The sequence below is a fragment of the Chitinophaga agri genome, from assembly GCF_010093065.1.
Taxonomy (GTDB): domain Bacteria; phylum Bacteroidota; class Bacteroidia; order Chitinophagales; family Chitinophagaceae; genus Chitinophaga; species Chitinophaga agri.
On record NZ_CP048113.1, the window covers coordinates 6754539 to 6771324 of the forward strand.

Here is a 16786-nt window from a genome sequence, read left to right on the forward strand (position 1 = left end):
AATTAGGAATTCGAACGCGAAGATCGGTGTAGAAATTTTAATTCCTAATTCCTAATTCCCTTATTCCTGATTTACAAAGGAATGTTGCCGTGCTTTTTCCTGGGCAGGGTCACTACCTTATTTTCCAGCATTGCATAACCCTTAATAAGTTTAATACGTGTCTGATCGGGGATGATCACTTCATCTATATACCCTTTTTCTGCAGCCAGATAAGGGTTGGCAAAGCGTTCCGTGTACTCGGCTACCAGTTCGTTCATACGGGCTTCCGGATCTGGTGCTGCGTCAATCTCTTTCTTGTAGATGATCTCTACGGCTCCTTTAGGCCCCATTACGGCTATTTCTGCCTGAGGAAAAGCGAAGTTGAGATCGGCGCCGATATGTTTGGAGTTCATCACACAATAGGCCCCGCCATAGGCTTTACGGGTGGTAACGGTGATCTTGGGTACTGTTGCCTCACTTAATGCAAACAGGAGCTTGGCGCCATTGGTGATAATGCCGTTCCATTCCTGGTCAGTGCCTGGCAGGAAGCCGGGTACATCTACCAGTACCAGCAATGGTATATTAAAGGCATCGCAGAAGCGGGTAAAGCGGGCGCCCTTCACAGATGCATGGATGTCGAGTACGCCGGCAAGATGGGCAGGCTGATTGGCAACTATACCAATACTCCTGCCTGCAATACGGGCAAAACCTACGATGATATTCTCTGCAAAATCTTTATGTACTTCCAGGAAGCTGTCTGTATCTGTCAGTTCACTGATCACTTCTTTCATGTCATACGGCTGATTGGAGCTGTCAGGAATGATCGTATTCAGCACCGGCCGCACTTCATCTTTACCCTCGTAAGGATAAACAGGGGCATCCTCTTCACAGTTCTGTGGCATATAGCTCAGCAACTGCCGGATATTACGGATACACTCCACTTCATTGCTGCAGGCGAAGTGTGTCACCCCGCTTTTTACCGCATGGGTATGTGCCCCGCCCAGTTCTTCGGAAGTCACTTCTTCGTGTGTTACGGTCTTCACCACGTTAGGACCGGTCACGAACATATAGGATGTCTCTTCGACCATCAATATGAAGTCTGTGATAGCAGGGGAGTATACCGCCCCGCCCGCACAGGGGCCCATTACGGCAGAGATCTGTGGGATGACGCCGGAGGCCCGGGTATTGCGATAGAAAATATCTGCATAACCACCCAGGCTAACCACTCCTTCCTGGATACGGGCGCCACCGCTGTCATTGAGTCCGATGACCGGCGCACCGTTCTGCATGGCGAGGTCCATGATCTTACAGATCTTACGTGCATGCGGTTCAGAGAGGCTACCGCCATAGACGGTAAAGTCCTGTGAGAAAACATATACAAGTCTGCCATTCACCGTACCATACCCGGTGACCACCCCATCTCCGGGAAACTGTTCCTGGTCGGTGGTCATCCCACGGTTACGGTTATGCACAAACATATCAAATTCTTCAAAGGAGCCTTCGTCGAGTAGAAGTTGTAGTCTTTCCCTTGCGGTCAGTTTGCCTTTTTTGTGCTGAGATGCAATACGGGCTTCGCCGCCACCAACGATGGCTGTAGCGATCTTGTTCTGGAGTTCGTGGAATTTGTCCATAAAACAAATATAAATGAATTAGGAATTAGGAGTTAAGAAATAGGAATTGAGCTGATATTAAAGGCTCAATTCCTGTTTCCTAATTCCCAATTCCTATTATCTTAAGATCTTATTATCTTAATATCTTAATATCTCACTATTACTCATACAGCACCTCTATCTTCGGCGTCACCAGTGTATCACTAATGTTCCCTGCATTATCCGTAATAAACACCAGGTAATGCAGACTGTCTTTCGGAATAGGCGTGTCGCCTGTCTGCGGGAAATCTGTTCCTATCAGGTGAAGAATGACTTCGGCGGTCAGATTAGTACCCTTGTGCGCTTCCACACCCGGCATATCGCGGGATTCAAAAGCGGTATCAAGCGGTTTGGTATCGTAAATGGGGGCAAAATTGAATGTATTTTCAATGTCCCCGTCCCCGTCCTTTACCTGGAAACGGACATCCATCCCGAAGGAAGAAATCACAGGGGAGGAGGAGTATGAAAGGAATGTCAGCATCGGTTTGGTGCCTATCGAATCCTTCCCGCAACCACCGCAGATGGCTGCCAGTGCAAACAGGGATAAAACGAGTGTTTTCTTCATATAACAAACGTACATTATTTTTTTAAGTATAGCTAATGCCTGTCGGACGAGCGGCACCACTGTGTTATAACGTAAAATGTCGTTTGATTGTTACGTATACCCTAAATTTGTGCGTTCAAAGTAAGCGACATGAGTGGCATTAATACGGCAGCACTATTTACATTGCAGGAGCAGGACACCGAAGCGGCGGCCCTGGAACTGTTTCATTACCAGTACAGGGAGAACGACATTTACCGGGCCTATACTAACGCCCTGCGCCGGAAGCCCTCGGACATCCGCTCACTACTGGATATTCCCTTCCTTCCTATACAATTCTTTAAAACACATACAGTTACCTGCGGTGCCTTCGAGCCGGAACTGATCTTCGAAAGCAGCGGTACCACTCAGACCATCAACAGCCGCCACCTGGTAAAGGAAGCTGCTATATATGAGCAAAGCTTTCTGGCCGGTTTTGAGCGTTTTTACGGTCCGGTATCCGACTATGTCGTGGTCGGACTGCTCCCGTCCTACCTGGAAAGAAAACATTCCTCCCTCGTTTATATGGTGCAGGACATGGTGAAAAGAAGCGGCCATGCTGCCAGCGGTTTTTACCTGTATGAGCATGATAAACTGGCGGCCCACCTCCGGGAACTCGAAGCCAGCGGACAAAAAACACTGTTAATTGGTGTGACGTTCGGATTACTGGATTTTGCCGAGAACTATCAGCTGGAACTGAACCATACGATCGTAATGGAAACCGGGGGCATGAAAGGCCGCCGGGAAGAATGGACCCGTCAGCAGGTACACGCCTACCTGAAAGAAAGACTGGGCTGTAAGCACATCCATGCGGAATACGGAATGACGGAACTGCTGTCGCAGGCCTATTCCTATGGTGATGGTATCTTCACCACACCACCGTGGATGAAGTTGCTCGTCCGCGATGAAAGTGATCCGTTTGAGCTGTCTGCTGCTAACGCATCCGGTGTGATCAATGTGGTTGACCTGGCGAATGTTCATTCCTGCGCATTCATTGCCACCGAAGATATTGGTAAAATACGTCCGGACGGAAGTTTTGAAGTGCTGGGGCGCCTGGATAATTCAGCCCTGAGAGGTTGCAGTCTCATGGTGAGCTAGGCACTTATAAACGTGCCTGCTCCAGTAACTGTTCCAGCTGCTCAGGATGTTGACTCATGGCAGTCAGTTCGGACATATAAGGGAAACTACGATGGTCCATACCGAATTTGCCCATCAGGTAGGAGTCCAGCGCATCCGTATGCTGCGGCTGTTCGAGAAAACTGCGCAGAAAATACAGGAAATGCTGCCGTTCTTTTTCTATGATCAGTGTAATGGCGATCTTTTCTTTTAGCGGGTCCTGCGGTACTTTCCGGAACAGGTGTAGTAACTGTCTGAACTGCTCTTCCGTTAGTGCTTCATAGTGCACAGGCAGAAAATCAAAGCAAAAAAACTCTACTGCAAAGTCGTCCATAATACCAGCGCTGAGCTGGTCTTCCGCTATTGTATACCAGGTGGCCCAGTCGAGCAGTTCCTGCACGCTGATGTCGCCACGGAGTAATGCTTCCAGGTGATGGATGAGACCATTTCTGGTAGGAACGGTACCTGAAGTGTGTTGCATGCTGTCCACGATATCTGCATAAAAGGCATCATTCATCTGATGCGCAGCGGCTGTTAAAAACCGGCTGACCTCATTATACCGCGCAGGAGGAAGAAGATCTGCTGTTTCAGCAAGAATTTCGGGCTTAGTTTTATGGCCCTGAAGATATGCTTTGATCAGAGATATAAAATAGGTGGAGGCGATATAAGGCACCTTATCCTTCATACTTACAGGTTTTGTCTTTAAGTCTCTTGAATAGCGCTATGTGCTGCATTTGGCAAAAATTGATAGGGATAGTTGGCATTGGATCTATATCTGAAAGTTACCACTAAAATCCGGGAAAACCAGCGCAATATTAGAAAAGGGAATGTATTGCGCTGGAAATTCAATCATCTCCGATGTATTTCCCATAGAAATGGCAACGACAGATATGACAGTGGAGGATGACCGCAGTAGCATATAATTGCCTGTCATCATGATGTGCCATCACCGTTCCGGTTACCTGCACTTACCTCATCCGTTCCTGCTGGCATGGTTTTGGGGCCGTAATGTATAGAGTACACGTCATTTTTAAACCATAAAAATTTACAGTTATGGCAGTAAGAGACAGATCGATCGGTAGTACCGGCCTGGAACAGGGAGGCCCTAATTTAGGGAACGATTATAGCCGCGATATTACCCGTGAAAAAACAGCAGACGATACCCTGAAAGTGGTCATACCCAAAGATAAAAATAAGGAAGAACCGTCTGACAAGAATAAAGAAGAGAACGAATCCGAAAAAGACACGCACAGTAACAGATGACAATGGGTTAAACTATATACAGCTTGTTCCAAATTCAGATATAGTTTAAGCAATAGAAAAGTAATCATCTGTACTCATAGAAGGCATAGGTTTTCCTATGCCTTTTCACTTGCGGTAGAGATCGCTACTACATTGAGTACTAATTGAATAAAGGAGTTAAATTTTATAAAAAGTCTTATATTATATTAAAACATATTGTATCTTTAGACTACTGGGAATGCAAACTCAAAGCAAGCCATTAATTTAATTAACGGAGGATGCTCCATATCCTCCTCACCATACCTGTGAATTAAATCAGACTACTAGCTGGGCGCTTTTTCCATGTCCATTGGAATTGCTAATCACAAGAACAAGACGAAGATTTATTGACCGTGTTCTAACTAATATTCCTATGATTTTAACTAACCAAGCCGGCCACACCCGGCTAATGGGAAAACCATGTTGTTATCTCACGTATCCCGCTATCCGGATATGTGTACTATGTACGATCCTGTTGTTGAGCTGTCTGTTGAATGTAGCATCTGCACAGCATCTTACTTTGCGAAATTCCTCTCTGGAGGGAAAACCCGGTATCAAAGTAGCACCCACAGGCTGGCGTGTTGCGGCCAATACACCAGATGTACTACCGGGCGTAATGGGCGTGTTTAAAATAGCCAATGCAGGGAACACTTTTGTGGGCCTGCAGGCCGGACCTGTATACCGTGAAGGTATCGAACAGGAACTGACTGAACCATTGACAGCAGACAGGACATACAGCATGTCCTTCGATCTTGCTTTCAATGAAATGTACGGCCACAAACACTGCTATGGCAACCTGGCTATCTTCGGTGGCGGCGCTCCCGGCGATACCGCCGAACGACTATGGACATCCGGTAGTTTTACTGACACGACCTGGCACCGGTGGAATGCCATATTCACCCCTAAACAAACACATAAATACATTTCATTTTATGCCTACCCGGCCGAGAACTGCCCTATCAGCGGTTACGGCGTACTGGTGTTTATGGACAACCTGTCTACTATCAGACAGATCCTGCGTACGCAGCTGACAGCTACTACTTCCTGTAAGAACACGAGTACCGGTACCGTGCAGGTAAAAGTAAGCGGAGGTGCGGAGCCTTATACGTACCTGTGGACGCCGGGCAACTATACAACACCTGAAGTATCCGGCCTGCCTGCGGGTCAGTATAACGTGACTGTTACGGCTGCGAATGGTGTCACCTCCAAAGGTGCGATCACGGTTGCTGCATCTGACCTGGCAGCCGATACAAATGTGACGATATCCAGGTGTGCCGGTGATAACGAAAATGAAATTGCACTTAACATCACCGGCGGTTTACCACCCTATGAGCTGACGATGAACGGTGTACTAACGGAAACGACTACATTTAAAAATGTACGGCCGGGAAATTATGTGTTCGTGTTGAGAGATCAGCAGGTATGTGCGGATACTTTCAACGTGATGATCAAAGAACCTGCGCCTCTTTTTATACAACAGGTGACTCCGGAAAACTGTAGCTGTATTGAAGTCAATGACGGCAGCATTAAATGGGATGTAGCAGGAGGCACCCGTCCGTATCAGTACCGCGTGAATGGAGATACCTGGCAGCCCGATAGTATACAACGTAATCTGAAAGCAGGTAGTTACCACTATGAAGTAGCAGATGCGAATGGTTGTATAGATGGCGGACATACCGTTATCTCGTCTCCTCATCAGAACTGCTTCGTGATGATGCCTTCTGCATTTAGCCCTAACGGTGATGGAAATAATGATCTGTTCCGTCCCAGGGTATACGATGCGATCACTCACTACAAACTAACCGTCTATAACCGGTGGGGTAGCCTTGTTTTTCAGACCAACGACCCCAAGATAGGGTGGGACGGATATTGCCGTGGTGTACCGCAAACCCCGCAGGCGTTTATCTATGTCTGTACTTTTGTTACCAGTAAGGGTGACCAGCGGGAATATACCGGCTCACTGGTGCTGGTAAAGTGATAAAAAGCATACGAATCCTATATCCAACCGTTTTCGTTTTTCAGCAGCGGGTGCGGTCAGCTTCACCATCAACCAGAATGCCCCTCTTTTTTCAGGCAAAGGTGACGAAACCCATTAACGTGGTGACAAAACCGGTTTTTAGGGTGACGAAATTTTTTTTGACAACTATCCGCACTTATTTTCGGATATTCTGATGTAAGCTTTTAGTATTCATCAGGTAAGCTTTCTCTTACGTTTCTCTTACGTTTTAAAACGTAAGAGAAACGTAAGAGAAAGCTTACCTGATGAATAACTGTCTTAATACAGAAAAACTTTACAGTTCTATTGTGGAAGATCAGGATTGACTTTACAGGTACACTAGTCGTTAGCTGGTCTTGCACGAACAACAGTACATTGCCGCCTTACCCTTTCCCGGCTAACGCCCGCTTTATTTCTTCATGGAGATGTGCAAATACGAATGGCTTTGAAAGATATCCTGCGGCGCCTTTCTGCATAATTGCATCTATTTCAGCTTCCTGGTTTTTGGCGCTGGCGATCAGCACCGGGATATGACAAAGGTCAGTATGTTCCCGGAATTTGTCCAGCAGTTCATATCCGTTCAATACGGGCATATATATGTCACTGATAACCAGGTCGGGGAGGTGTCTGATGGCCATGGAAAGACCTTCTTCTCCGTTGCTGGCAGTGTAAACGGTATAGTCGTGTAGTTCGAGCAGACTTTTAAGCGTGTCCAGAAGTCCGGCTCTGTCTTCAATCAAAAGAATACTGGTGTTCATGCGAAAATTTTACTGACAGGTATCAGGATACCTGAAGGCAAGTGTAAAAACCGTGCCCTTATCCGGGTGGCTGCTCACGGAGATCTCTCCATCGTTGGCTTTTGCGAATGTTTTCACGATGCTTAATCCCAGTCCGGTACCCGGAATGCCATTCGTATTACTACCCCGGAAATAAGGCTGGAAAAGGTGTGGAAGGTCTTCTGCCGGTATACCGATGCCATCATCCGTAATGGTGATAACAGCCGCATTGTCCTGGTAGTCCAGGTGAACGGCCGGAGACGCCTTTCTGGAATACTTGAAGGCATTGCTGATCAGGTTAGAGAGGATGCGTTCTACCTGCACGCTGCTGATACACAGTTTACGGGGCGTGCCGGTGATGGTGAGCAGGAGTTCCCGCGACTCGTCCGGCAGGTTGCGATACTGCTCTTTTAAGGGAAGCAGCAGGTCGGCGAGGTCGGTCATCTCCTTATGGCTGGTGATGTTTCCTGAGAGTATATTATTGACTGTCAGCATCTCATCGACCATGCTATTCAACGAAAAGATTTCGGAAGTGATCCTGGAGAGTTGTTTCTCGTAGAATGCATTCATGTGCTGGTCTTTCTGCAGCTTCAGTGAAAGCAGATCGACGACAGACGTAATGGTGGCCAGTGGCGTCTTAAACTCGTGTGCAGCGATAGCGATGACATTACTGGCATTGGTGACAAGTTCACTGTCCCCGGAGCGGTTAGTGGAGTCCATTGTTCTATACTTTTAATGATTGCCGGCGTCTAAATTTATAGGATAATAAGCTCAACAATATGTAGATAATCTCCACATATGCGGAGTACACAGTTTTTCAACAGTTAAGCGGCAAATTACTCAATAAAGGGATAATTATGCACCGGTCTGACTGAGTATTTAATTTAAAAACGTATTTTCACCAAAGCAGTGACACGTATTGTGAATATCGAGAAAAGTTAACCGAAAGATCATATATAAAAAAATCCAATAGATTAATAATTAGACTATTAGAAAAGGACGTAAATCAACCTCAATCTTTATATAGCTCGTTCTCAACGAGTTGCAAATTACCTTTATAAATTCTCGTTTTTGGAATTATTTTTGCAAGACCAAGCCATATTTATATGCCATATTTTTTTATTGAATCAATTATAAACCTTGCTAACTTTTTACCCCTATGATCAATATTGGAATTATAGAAGATAATTATTTCCAGTTGAACAATTACAAGGAGTTTTTAGAAGATTTTCAGGAGTGTAAGGTGGTATTTGCTTGTAAGTCGATGGAGGAGTTCAGAGCCCTTCCATTTAAGGAGACAGAGGTGAATGTAATACTACTGGATATTTCATTGCCAGGGGAATCAGGCATACAGGGTATGCAGGAACTGAAGCGTATTTACCCCGAGGCAAAACTCATCGTCTTGTCAGGTCACGATGGGAAACATTACGTAATTGAGTCGATCCGTCAGGGTGCGAGTGGTTATATAATTAAGACCAGCCGCTTAATGGAGATCTACCATTCAATTATGGATGCCGTAAGTGAGGGAGGTACACTGTCTCCCAAAGCTGCTCATTTGCTGATCAACTATATCGCCAAGGACCCCCTGGAGGATATAAAACATAAGCTTACAAAAAGGGAATATGAGCTTCTTACGTTACTAAAAGAAGGTTACTCATATAAGGAGATGGCAGAGAAGCTTTTTGTGACAGTCTTCACCGTGAACCAACACCTGAAGAAAATTTATCAAAAACTTAATGTTGCCACCAAATCAGAACTAATTTCAAAAATCTGGTCAAATAGTTTGTATTCTTTCTTTTTAATTACGAATTCTTGGATTTTTTTTCGAATGCTTTCATTTGAGAATGTGATCCCTTTCATATAAAAAATGCTACTTGATTCAGTAGGCACGTTTGTGTCATAAGTGCGTTTTTTACTTTATTTAGTAGTAGTGATCACGATAGGTATAAACTAATATTGTATCACGGAAAGCGCGGAAGAAAAACCTTTAAATATTCAAAACGGTAAGATGATTCTAAAGAAGGATTATTTACGTTATATCTTTGTTGTTCCGGTCCTTATCTGCTGTTTCTTTTTTACATCATGTGTCAATACACGGAAGTCAGTTTATTTTAACAATCTTCCTGATACTGTTATTGCTCCCGTAAAAGGAAATTTTGAGCCGGTAGTCCACAAAAATGACGTATTGCAAATTGTTGTTAGTAGTATGAACCCCGAGGATGCTATTGTATTTAACACCCCAAGTGTTACAAACACTTCAATCGCAGGTAGTGGCAATCAGGCAACGGGTTATCTGGTAAGTCAGGACGGATATATTGAATATCCGGTGCTTGGAAAAGTCAAAGCAGAAGGATTGACTAAAGAGCAGTTGACAACTTATATACGCGATGAATTAAATAACCGCAAACTCATGAAGGATCCGGTAGTTACCATCCGGTTCCTCAACTACAGGGTCACCGTGATCGGTGAAGTCGCACACCCTTCGGTAGTCACAGTGAATAGTGAAAAGATCACCATTCTCGAAGCATTAGGACTGGCCGGTGATATTACCGTCTATGGTAAAAGAGAGAACATTATGCTGATCAGGGAAGTCAATGGTGAAAAGACTATCAAAAGACTAAATCTGAATAGTTCAGAAGTGTTGTCATCTCCTTATTATTATTTGCAGTCTAACGACGTAGTATATGTCGAACCAAATAAATCAAAAGTAGCTGTAGCAACTGGCAGCAGGACAACTATTCCGATCATCATCAGCACGTTGTCTTTAATTGTACTTGCGATTGACAGATTAGGCAACTAACAGAGCTGATGTTATTCCAATAATTCATCCTACAAATTGTGTTGAGAGCCATGCAACAGAAAGTAATCAATACGCGCGCAAAACGAGAGGAACATACAGGCCTCCTTGAAATGATCAGGCATAAATATCAGCCTTACTGGCCTTTATTTGTGATTGCGTCAATTATTTCTTTCTCAATCGCATATGTTTATCTGAGATATGCAACCCCACTGTATAAAATATCATCTTCTCTGTTGATCAAAGAAGATACACGCCCCGTTGAGAGCTCTATCATCGAAATGATGGACCCGCTCGGCAGAGGTAAGAAAGTAGATAACGAGATCGAAATATTAAAGTCAAGAACCATAGCGAAAACTGTTGTAAGAAATCTGAACCTCTACGGTGAAGTATTCGAAAAAGGCAGGATCCGCGATATCTCCATGTATAAAACAGGACCGGTACAGTTTGAGTTTCTTGATCCGGACCTGATCGATCCTAATGAAGGTACTATCGTTCCGCTGAAATATGATTATGCAGGAAAGAAAGTTTCCCTCGATGATCAGACCTACCCGCTGAATGATACGGTTCATACCAAATGGGGCCGGATGATCATCAAGCCGGTGCCAGGATACAATCCAAATGGTGAACATGGTGAAGGTTACTACCTGAAAGTATCCGGTGACAGAGCCCTGGCCGGCGTTTTCCTGAGCAATCTGAAAATTGCGCCTGCTACCAAAACTGCAAATGTACTCAGACTGGAATACGTTGACGCCGTGCCTAAAAGGGGGATGGACATGCTCAACGAACTGATGAAGGCATACGATGCTGCATCTATTGATGATAAGAATAAAACAGCCTCTAAAACGATGGCTTTCGTGGAAGAGCGACTGCGTATCATCACTGCGGAACTCAGCCAGGTAGAAGGAAAGATCCAGGAGTATAAAACCAATGAAGGGATCGTTGATATCAGCGAACAAAGTAAATTATTCCTGAACGCTGTACAGGATAATGACGTTCGCCTCAGCGAAGCCGATATGCAATTGTCCTCTCTTTCTGCCGTGCAGGAATATGTAAAAGGAAAGGGCGCCGGTGATAACCTGGTACCTGCTACTTTGGGCATTGCTGATCCGACCTTACTCGGACTCGTTAGCAAACTGCAGGATTCTGAACTCCAGCTGGAAAGGCTGAGAAAGACCACTGGTGAGAACAGTCCGCTGATAGCCAGTCTGACCGCACAGATCGAAAAACTCAGACCTGCGATCCTGGATAACATCAGCAGCTTACGCGCTAACCTCGAAGCATCGAGAGCGAAACTCGCCGGTCAGAACGGCCGTTTCATGAGTATGCTGAAAGGTGTACCCAGCAAGGAAAAAACATTGCTGGAAGTAAGCAGACAACAACAGATCAAAAACAACATCTATACTTTCCTGCTGGAAAAACGTGAAGAGACCCAGCTGCAATATGCGGCTGCTATCTCCGACAGCCGTATCATTGACCTGGCAGAGGCAGAAAGCTTCCCTTTCAGTCCGAAGAAGTCAATGGTGATGGCACTGGCACTCATCGCAGGTATTGCAGTAGTAGCCGGCTTCATCGCAGTGAAAGATCTGATGAACCATAAAGTAATGTTCCGGTCAGATATCGAAAAAGGTACTTCTGCACCGATCATCGCTGAGATCATGTTCGACAAAAGCGGCGCTATCGCTATCACAGAAGGTAAGCGTACACCGGTTGCTGAACAGTTCAGGGCTTTACGTACCAGCTTATCTTACATAGGTATTAACGGCGATAACAAGACCATCCTCGTCACTTCCTCTATTTCCGGTGAGGGTAAGAGCTTCGTTGCGGTGAATCTCGCACTGAGCCTCTCCCTGACTAAAAAGAAAGTGGTGCTGCTGGAGTTTGACCTGAGAAAACCTAAGGTGAGCAAGATCCTCAATGTACCGCACCATCCGGGTATCAGTAATTACCTGGTAGGTCACTCGTCACTGAGCGATATCCTCAAGCAGCCAATTGAGAACAATGAATATATGTACCTGCTTTCTGCAGGGGTGATACCACCGAATCCGACAGAGCTGATATTGAATGGCAGATTAGAACATCTGCTGGCTAACCTCAGAGCATCGTTTGACTATGTGATCATTGACTCCGCTCCGGTAGGTCCTGTTACTGATGCACGCCTGCTCGCTCCATTCGCTGATGCAACACTGTATGTAGTACGTCATGACAGAACGCCTAAGTTTAACCTCAAAATGGTTGAAGACCTGTATGAACAAGGAGATCTTGGAAAATTGAACATCGTGTTCAATGGTCTGAAGATGCGTGGCGCACCTGGTTATGCATACGGCTATGGCGGCGGTTACGGTTATGGTAACGGACAGGGATATGGGTATGGTTACACCGAAGAAACCAAAAATGGCACTGTGAAGAAGGGTCGGTTTACAAAGATTTTCAAGTAAAAAGAACAGTGGCATTACGGTAAGCTGATTATCGTAATGCCTTGAGATACATACTTTTTGAAAAATGCTCATGTGACTGAGGAGGCGAAGCTATGCCAAATTCTCTTCCTCTTCTTTTCCCGCCTTTATTGATTCCACCTTATCAACTTATTATTTCTATTTAATCATGCTTTATTAACTTTTAAACCCACTGAAATGGAACAGAAGACACACACCTGGTATGCAGTCTATACTAAACCCAGATGGGAGAAAAAAGTGGCGGATGCGCTGGTTCGGAAACAAATCGAAACATACTGTCCGCTAAACAGAGTAACACATCAGTGGAGCGATCGTAAAAAGATCGTTGAAGAACCTCTCTTCAAATCGTATGTGTTTGTCCGCATTCCTGAGGACAAAAAAACGCTCGTACGCGAAACAAGCGGTATCGTGAATTTCGTGTACTGGTTAGGTAAGCCTGCCAGTATTCCTGAGCATGAAATTGACCTCATCAAACGTTTCCTGCGTGAATACCAGGACGTGGAAGTGGAACGTTTCCCCATACAGGAAGACGATCTGATACGCATCACTGCCGGACCGCTCATGCATCAGCATGGCAGGGTGGTGGAAGCCAGCAAGAATACAGTGAAAGCTGTATTGTACAGCATGGGCTTCTCCCTCATCGCTACTGTGAAGACCAGCGATCTGATGCTGATGAATAACAACAACACAAAAGAATACGCTGGTTCCGCGAAAGTAGGTGTCAGCAGTGCTATCTAAAATATCAACCCTAAACATTTATGCTACACGTATTATTATGTGGAGGGTCAGGAACCCGTCTCTGGCCACTATCAAATAAACAGACGCCGAAACAACTGCTGCCGTTATTTGACGGACAGAGTTTATTGCAATTAACATGGGTGCGCAATAACAGCTTCTGTGATAGTGTCATAGCGGTAGTGAATGAGCAACAGGCCGACATTGTGAATAAGCAGCTGCAGGAAGCAGGTGCCACCAATATCCAGATGCTGGCTGAACCTGTAGGTCGTAACACGGCTGCAGCCATCGCGCTGGCGGCATTCTCCGCGTCTCCTGAAACTATCCTGCTTATCACACCTGCTGATCACCTTATTGGTACGCCTGATCTGTATGCTGAAACCATACAGAAAGCTGCTGCATTAGCTGCTGAAGGACACCTGGTGACCATCGGTCTGAAACCTGCTTATCCTGAAACAGGATACGGTTATATTCAGCATGCCGGTTATGATGTCGTTCGCTTTACGGAAAAGCCAAACGCTGTTACTGCTGAAGCAATGCTGCAAAGTGGTGATTACCTCTGGAACAGCGGTATCTTCTGCGGCAAAGCAGGCGTACTGTTACAACAGCTGCTGGAATATGCACCAGAAATTTATGCGGCTGCTTCCGAAGCAGCGGCCATCTGGAAAGAAACCGGCGTGATACCACTGGCGGCTATGGAAGCTATTCCTTCTGATAGTATCGACTACGCTGTACTGGAAAAAAGTAATATCGTGAAGGTGGTACCAAGTGCCATGCAATGGAGTGATGTAGGTGGTTACGAAGCACTGGCAGAAGCACTCGCGAGTCACTACCGTTACAGCAACCATCAGGCAGTATTCATTGAAAGTGATCCCGTGAACAGCATGGTGATCGGAAAAGATAAACTGGTCGCATTGGTAGGCGTGGAAAACGTAGTGGTGGTAAATACCCCCGAAGCCCTGCTGATATTACAGAAAGGAAAAGGACAGGAAATAAAACAACTGCATCAGTGGGTGAAGGAGAACAGGCCTGAACTGCTGTAAACAATAGACAACCGTATGCAACTTAACGATAAAATATATGTAGCCGGTCACCGTGGAATGGTGGGTGGCGCTATCAGCAGAAGATTACAGACACTGGGTTATAATAACCTGGTGACAAGAACTTCCGCAGAGCTGGATCTGCGCTCTCAGGCTGCTGTGAATGAATTCTTCGCGACAGAAAAGCCGGAATATGTATTCCTGGCTGCCGCAAAAGTAGGCGGTATTCATGCTAACAATACCTATCGTGCAGAATTCCTGTATGATAATCTCATCATGGAAGCTAACATCATCCATGCTGCACACCAGAACGGTGTGAAAAAACTCATGTTCCTCGGCAGCTCCTGCATCTATCCTAAAATGGCGCCACAGCCACTGCGGGAAGATAGTCTGCTGACCGGATTACTAGAGCCAACCAACGAACCTTACGCCATTGCCAAAATAGCTGGTATCAAATTATGCGAAGCATACCGCGACCAGTACGGCGCTAACTTTATCAGTGTAATGCCTACTAACCTGTATGGCATCGGTGATAACTACCATCCCGAAAATTCACATGTACTGCCGGCACTGATCCGTCGCTTTCATGAAGCAAAGGAGAACAATGCGCCTGAAGTTACTGTATGGGGAAGTGGTACACCGAAACGTGAGTTCCTGTATGCAGACGACCTGGCTGCTGCCTGCGTTTATCTGATGCTGCATTACGATGGAAAAGAACTGGTGAACATCGGAACAGGTGAAGACCTTACTATCCGTGAACTGGCAGAGACTGTCAAAGAAGTAGTGGGCTATACAGGTGCGCTCGTTTTTGATGCGACTAAACCTGACGGGACGCCCCGTAAGCTCATGGATGTTTCCAAGCTTAATAACCTGGGCTGGAAACACAGCGTAGAACTGAAAGAAGGCCTTCAACTGGCCTATGCCGACTTTTTGCAGAAAAAACAGATGGTCACATTGTAATAAAATTGTTTAACCGCGTCTCAACAGTTATTAAATGAAAGCAATCGTAATTGGAACCGGATATGTAGGGCTCGTTACCGGTGCCTGTCTCGCAGAAGTAGGTACACAGGTAGTTTGTGTAGATGTGAATGCCGAGAAGATCAATAACCTCCAGAATGGTATCTTACCTATTTATGAACCGGGTCTCGAAGAGATCGTTACCCGTAACTATAACAACGGCCGCCTGTCCTTCAGTACGAATCTGGCTGAAGTGATCCCTGGCGCCGATATCGCCTTCATCGCGGTAGGTACCCCTCCCGGTGAAGATGGTAGCGCTGACCTGCAATATGTACTGCAGGTAGCAAAAGAGATCGGTACACATATGACCGATTACCTGGTGGTCGTTACCAAGAGCACTGTACCTGTTGGTACTGCTGTGAAAGTGAACAGAGAGATCAAACAGGCTATGCTGGACAGAGGCGCACTGCTCGACTACGACGTGGCGTCTAATCCTGAGTTCCTCAAGGAAGGTGCTGCTGTACAGGACTTCCTGAAGCCTGACCGTATCGTTTGTGGCGTGAACACTGACCGCGCAAAAGAAGTACTGGAGCGCCTGTATCATCCATTCCTGCTGAACGGTCGTCCGATCATCTTTATGGACATCGCTTCTGCTGAGATGACAAAGTATGCGGCTAACGCAATGCTGGCTACAAAGATCTCCTTCATCAATGATATCGCTAACCTCTGCGAACTGGTAGGTGCTGATGTGAACAAAGTGCGTAAAGGTATCGGTAGTGATGCGAGGATCGGTAACAGCTTTATCTATCCTGGTATCGGTTATGGCGGTTCCTGCTTCCCGAAAGATGTGAAGGCACTGGTACGTACCGGTATGGAATATGGCCACGGCTTACGTATCCTGGAAGCGGTAGAAGCTGTGAATAATGATCAGAAGAAAGTACTGTTCCACAAGATCAGCAAACACTTCGATGGTATGCTGAAAGACAAGACCTTCGCTGTATGGGGACTTTCCTTCAAGCCAGGTACCGACGATATGCGCGAGGCATCCAGCCTGGTGCTGATCGAGGCCCTGCTGGAAGCAGGTGCGAAAGTACGCGTGTTTGACCCGGTAGCAGCGCATGAAGCGAAAAAGACACTGGGTGAAAGCGTCACCTGGGCAACCGACCTGTATGATGCGGCTGAAGGCGCTGACGCCGTCCTGCTGGTGACTGAGTGGAACGAATTCCGCCTGCCGGACTGGACCCGTATTAAACAAATTGTGAAAACCCCTGTTGTATTTGACGGCAGGAACATATATGACAACACATATCTTGAGAAAAACGGTTTTATCTGTTACAGCATTGGTATATCCCAGCCGGCAGTGAGCGTACTCTCCAGAAGTTAATTACATTATTCCCCCACTTATCTTAATTAAACAAAATAGT

At 45.8% G+C, this 16786-nt stretch carries 15 protein-coding genes; 10 read left to right on the top strand and 5 right to left on the bottom strand.

The window, feature by feature from the left end; all coding sequences use genetic code 11:
- Window positions 1–71: 71 nt before the first annotated feature.
- On the bottom strand, window positions 72–1610 hold the full coding sequence (locus GWR21_RS27020; RefSeq protein WP_162334824.1) for an acyl-CoA carboxylase subunit beta: 1539 nt from the start codon (window positions 1608–1610) through the stop codon (window positions 72–74).
- 139 nt (window positions 1611–1749) lie between these two features.
- Window positions 1750–2193: a hypothetical protein gene (locus GWR21_RS27025; protein WP_162334825.1), complete on the bottom strand. Its 444-nt coding sequence runs from the start codon at window positions 2191–2193 to the stop codon at window positions 1750–1752.
- A 129-nt stretch (window positions 2194–2322) separates the two neighbouring features.
- Between GWR21_RS27025 and GWR21_RS27030 the strand changes: the two genes are divergently transcribed.
- Window positions 2323–3306 carry an acyl transferase gene (locus tag GWR21_RS27030; protein ID WP_162334826.1) on the top strand — a complete coding sequence of 328 codons (984 nt, stop codon included), beginning with the start codon at window positions 2323–2325 and terminating at the stop codon, window positions 3304–3306.
- 4 nt (window positions 3307–3310) lie between these two features.
- Here GWR21_RS27030 and GWR21_RS27035 read toward each other — a convergent pair whose 3' ends face one another.
- The gene (locus GWR21_RS27035) at window positions 3311–4009 is read right to left on the bottom strand and encodes a hypothetical protein (protein WP_162334827.1); all 699 of its coding nucleotides are present in this window, start codon (window positions 4007–4009) and stop codon (window positions 3311–3313) included.
- Window positions 4010–4377: 368 nt separating this feature from the next.
- Here GWR21_RS27035 and GWR21_RS27040 point away from each other — a divergent pair, with 368 nt between their 5' ends.
- Together GWR21_RS27040 and GWR21_RS27045 are read left to right on the top strand one after the other, a co-directional pair.
- Window positions 4378–4587, top strand: a complete 210-nt coding sequence (locus GWR21_RS27040; protein WP_162334828.1) for a hypothetical protein — start codon at window positions 4378–4380, stop codon at window positions 4585–4587.
- 391 nt (window positions 4588–4978) lie between these two features.
- Window positions 4979–6583, top strand: a complete 1605-nt coding sequence (locus GWR21_RS27045; protein WP_162334829.1) for a T9SS type B sorting domain-containing protein — start codon at window positions 4979–4981, stop codon at window positions 6581–6583.
- A 401-nt stretch (window positions 6584–6984) separates the two neighbouring features.
- Here GWR21_RS27045 and GWR21_RS27050 read toward each other — a convergent pair whose 3' ends face one another.
- The gene (locus tag GWR21_RS27050) at window positions 6985–7359 is read right to left on the bottom strand and encodes a response regulator (protein ID WP_162334830.1); all 375 of its coding nucleotides are present in this window, start codon (window positions 7357–7359) and stop codon (window positions 6985–6987) included.
- A 9-nt stretch (window positions 7360–7368) separates the two neighbouring features.
- Window positions 7369–8097, bottom strand: coding sequence for a sensor histidine kinase (locus tag GWR21_RS27055; RefSeq protein ID WP_162334831.1), 729 nt, complete (start codon window positions 8095–8097; stop codon window positions 7369–7371).
- Window positions 8098–8536: 439 nt separating this feature from the next.
- Here GWR21_RS27055 and GWR21_RS27060 point away from each other — a divergent pair, with 439 nt between their 5' ends.
- The 7 genes from GWR21_RS27060 to GWR21_RS27090 all read left to right on the top strand — a co-directional run bounded on the left by GWR21_RS27060 (window position 8537) and on the right by GWR21_RS27090 (window position 16746).
- Window positions 8537–9241, top strand: coding sequence for a response regulator (locus GWR21_RS27060; RefSeq protein WP_162334832.1), 705 nt, complete (start codon window positions 8537–8539; stop codon window positions 9239–9241).
- A gap of 144 nt (window positions 9242–9385) precedes the next feature.
- Complete coding sequence (locus GWR21_RS27065) at window positions 9386–10177, top strand: polysaccharide biosynthesis/export family protein (protein WP_162334833.1); 792 nt, start codon at window positions 9386–9388, stop codon at window positions 10175–10177.
- A gap of 50 nt (window positions 10178–10227) precedes the next feature.
- The gene (locus GWR21_RS27070; protein WP_162334834.1) at window positions 10228–12612 is read left to right on the top strand and encodes a GumC family protein; all 2385 of its coding nucleotides are present in this window, start codon (window positions 10228–10230) and stop codon (window positions 12610–12612) included.
- Between the two features lie 195 nt (window positions 12613–12807).
- Window positions 12808–13368: a UpxY family transcription antiterminator gene (locus GWR21_RS27075; RefSeq protein WP_162334835.1), complete on the top strand. Its 561-nt coding sequence runs from the start codon at window positions 12808–12810 to the stop codon at window positions 13366–13368.
- A 20-nt stretch (window positions 13369–13388) separates the two neighbouring features.
- Window positions 13389–14408, top strand: a complete 1020-nt coding sequence (locus GWR21_RS27080) for a mannose-1-phosphate guanylyltransferase (protein ID WP_162334836.1) — start codon at window positions 13389–13391, stop codon at window positions 14406–14408.
- Between the two features lie 15 nt (window positions 14409–14423).
- Window positions 14424–15365: a GDP-L-fucose synthase gene (gene fcl / locus GWR21_RS27085; RefSeq protein ID WP_162334837.1), complete on the top strand. Its 942-nt coding sequence runs from the start codon at window positions 14424–14426 to the stop codon at window positions 15363–15365.
- Between the two features lie 34 nt (window positions 15366–15399).
- Window positions 15400–16746: a UDP-glucose dehydrogenase family protein gene (locus GWR21_RS27090; RefSeq protein WP_162334838.1), complete on the top strand. Its 1347-nt coding sequence runs from the start codon at window positions 15400–15402 to the stop codon at window positions 16744–16746.
- The last annotated feature ends 40 nt before the right edge of the window (window positions 16747–16786 follow it).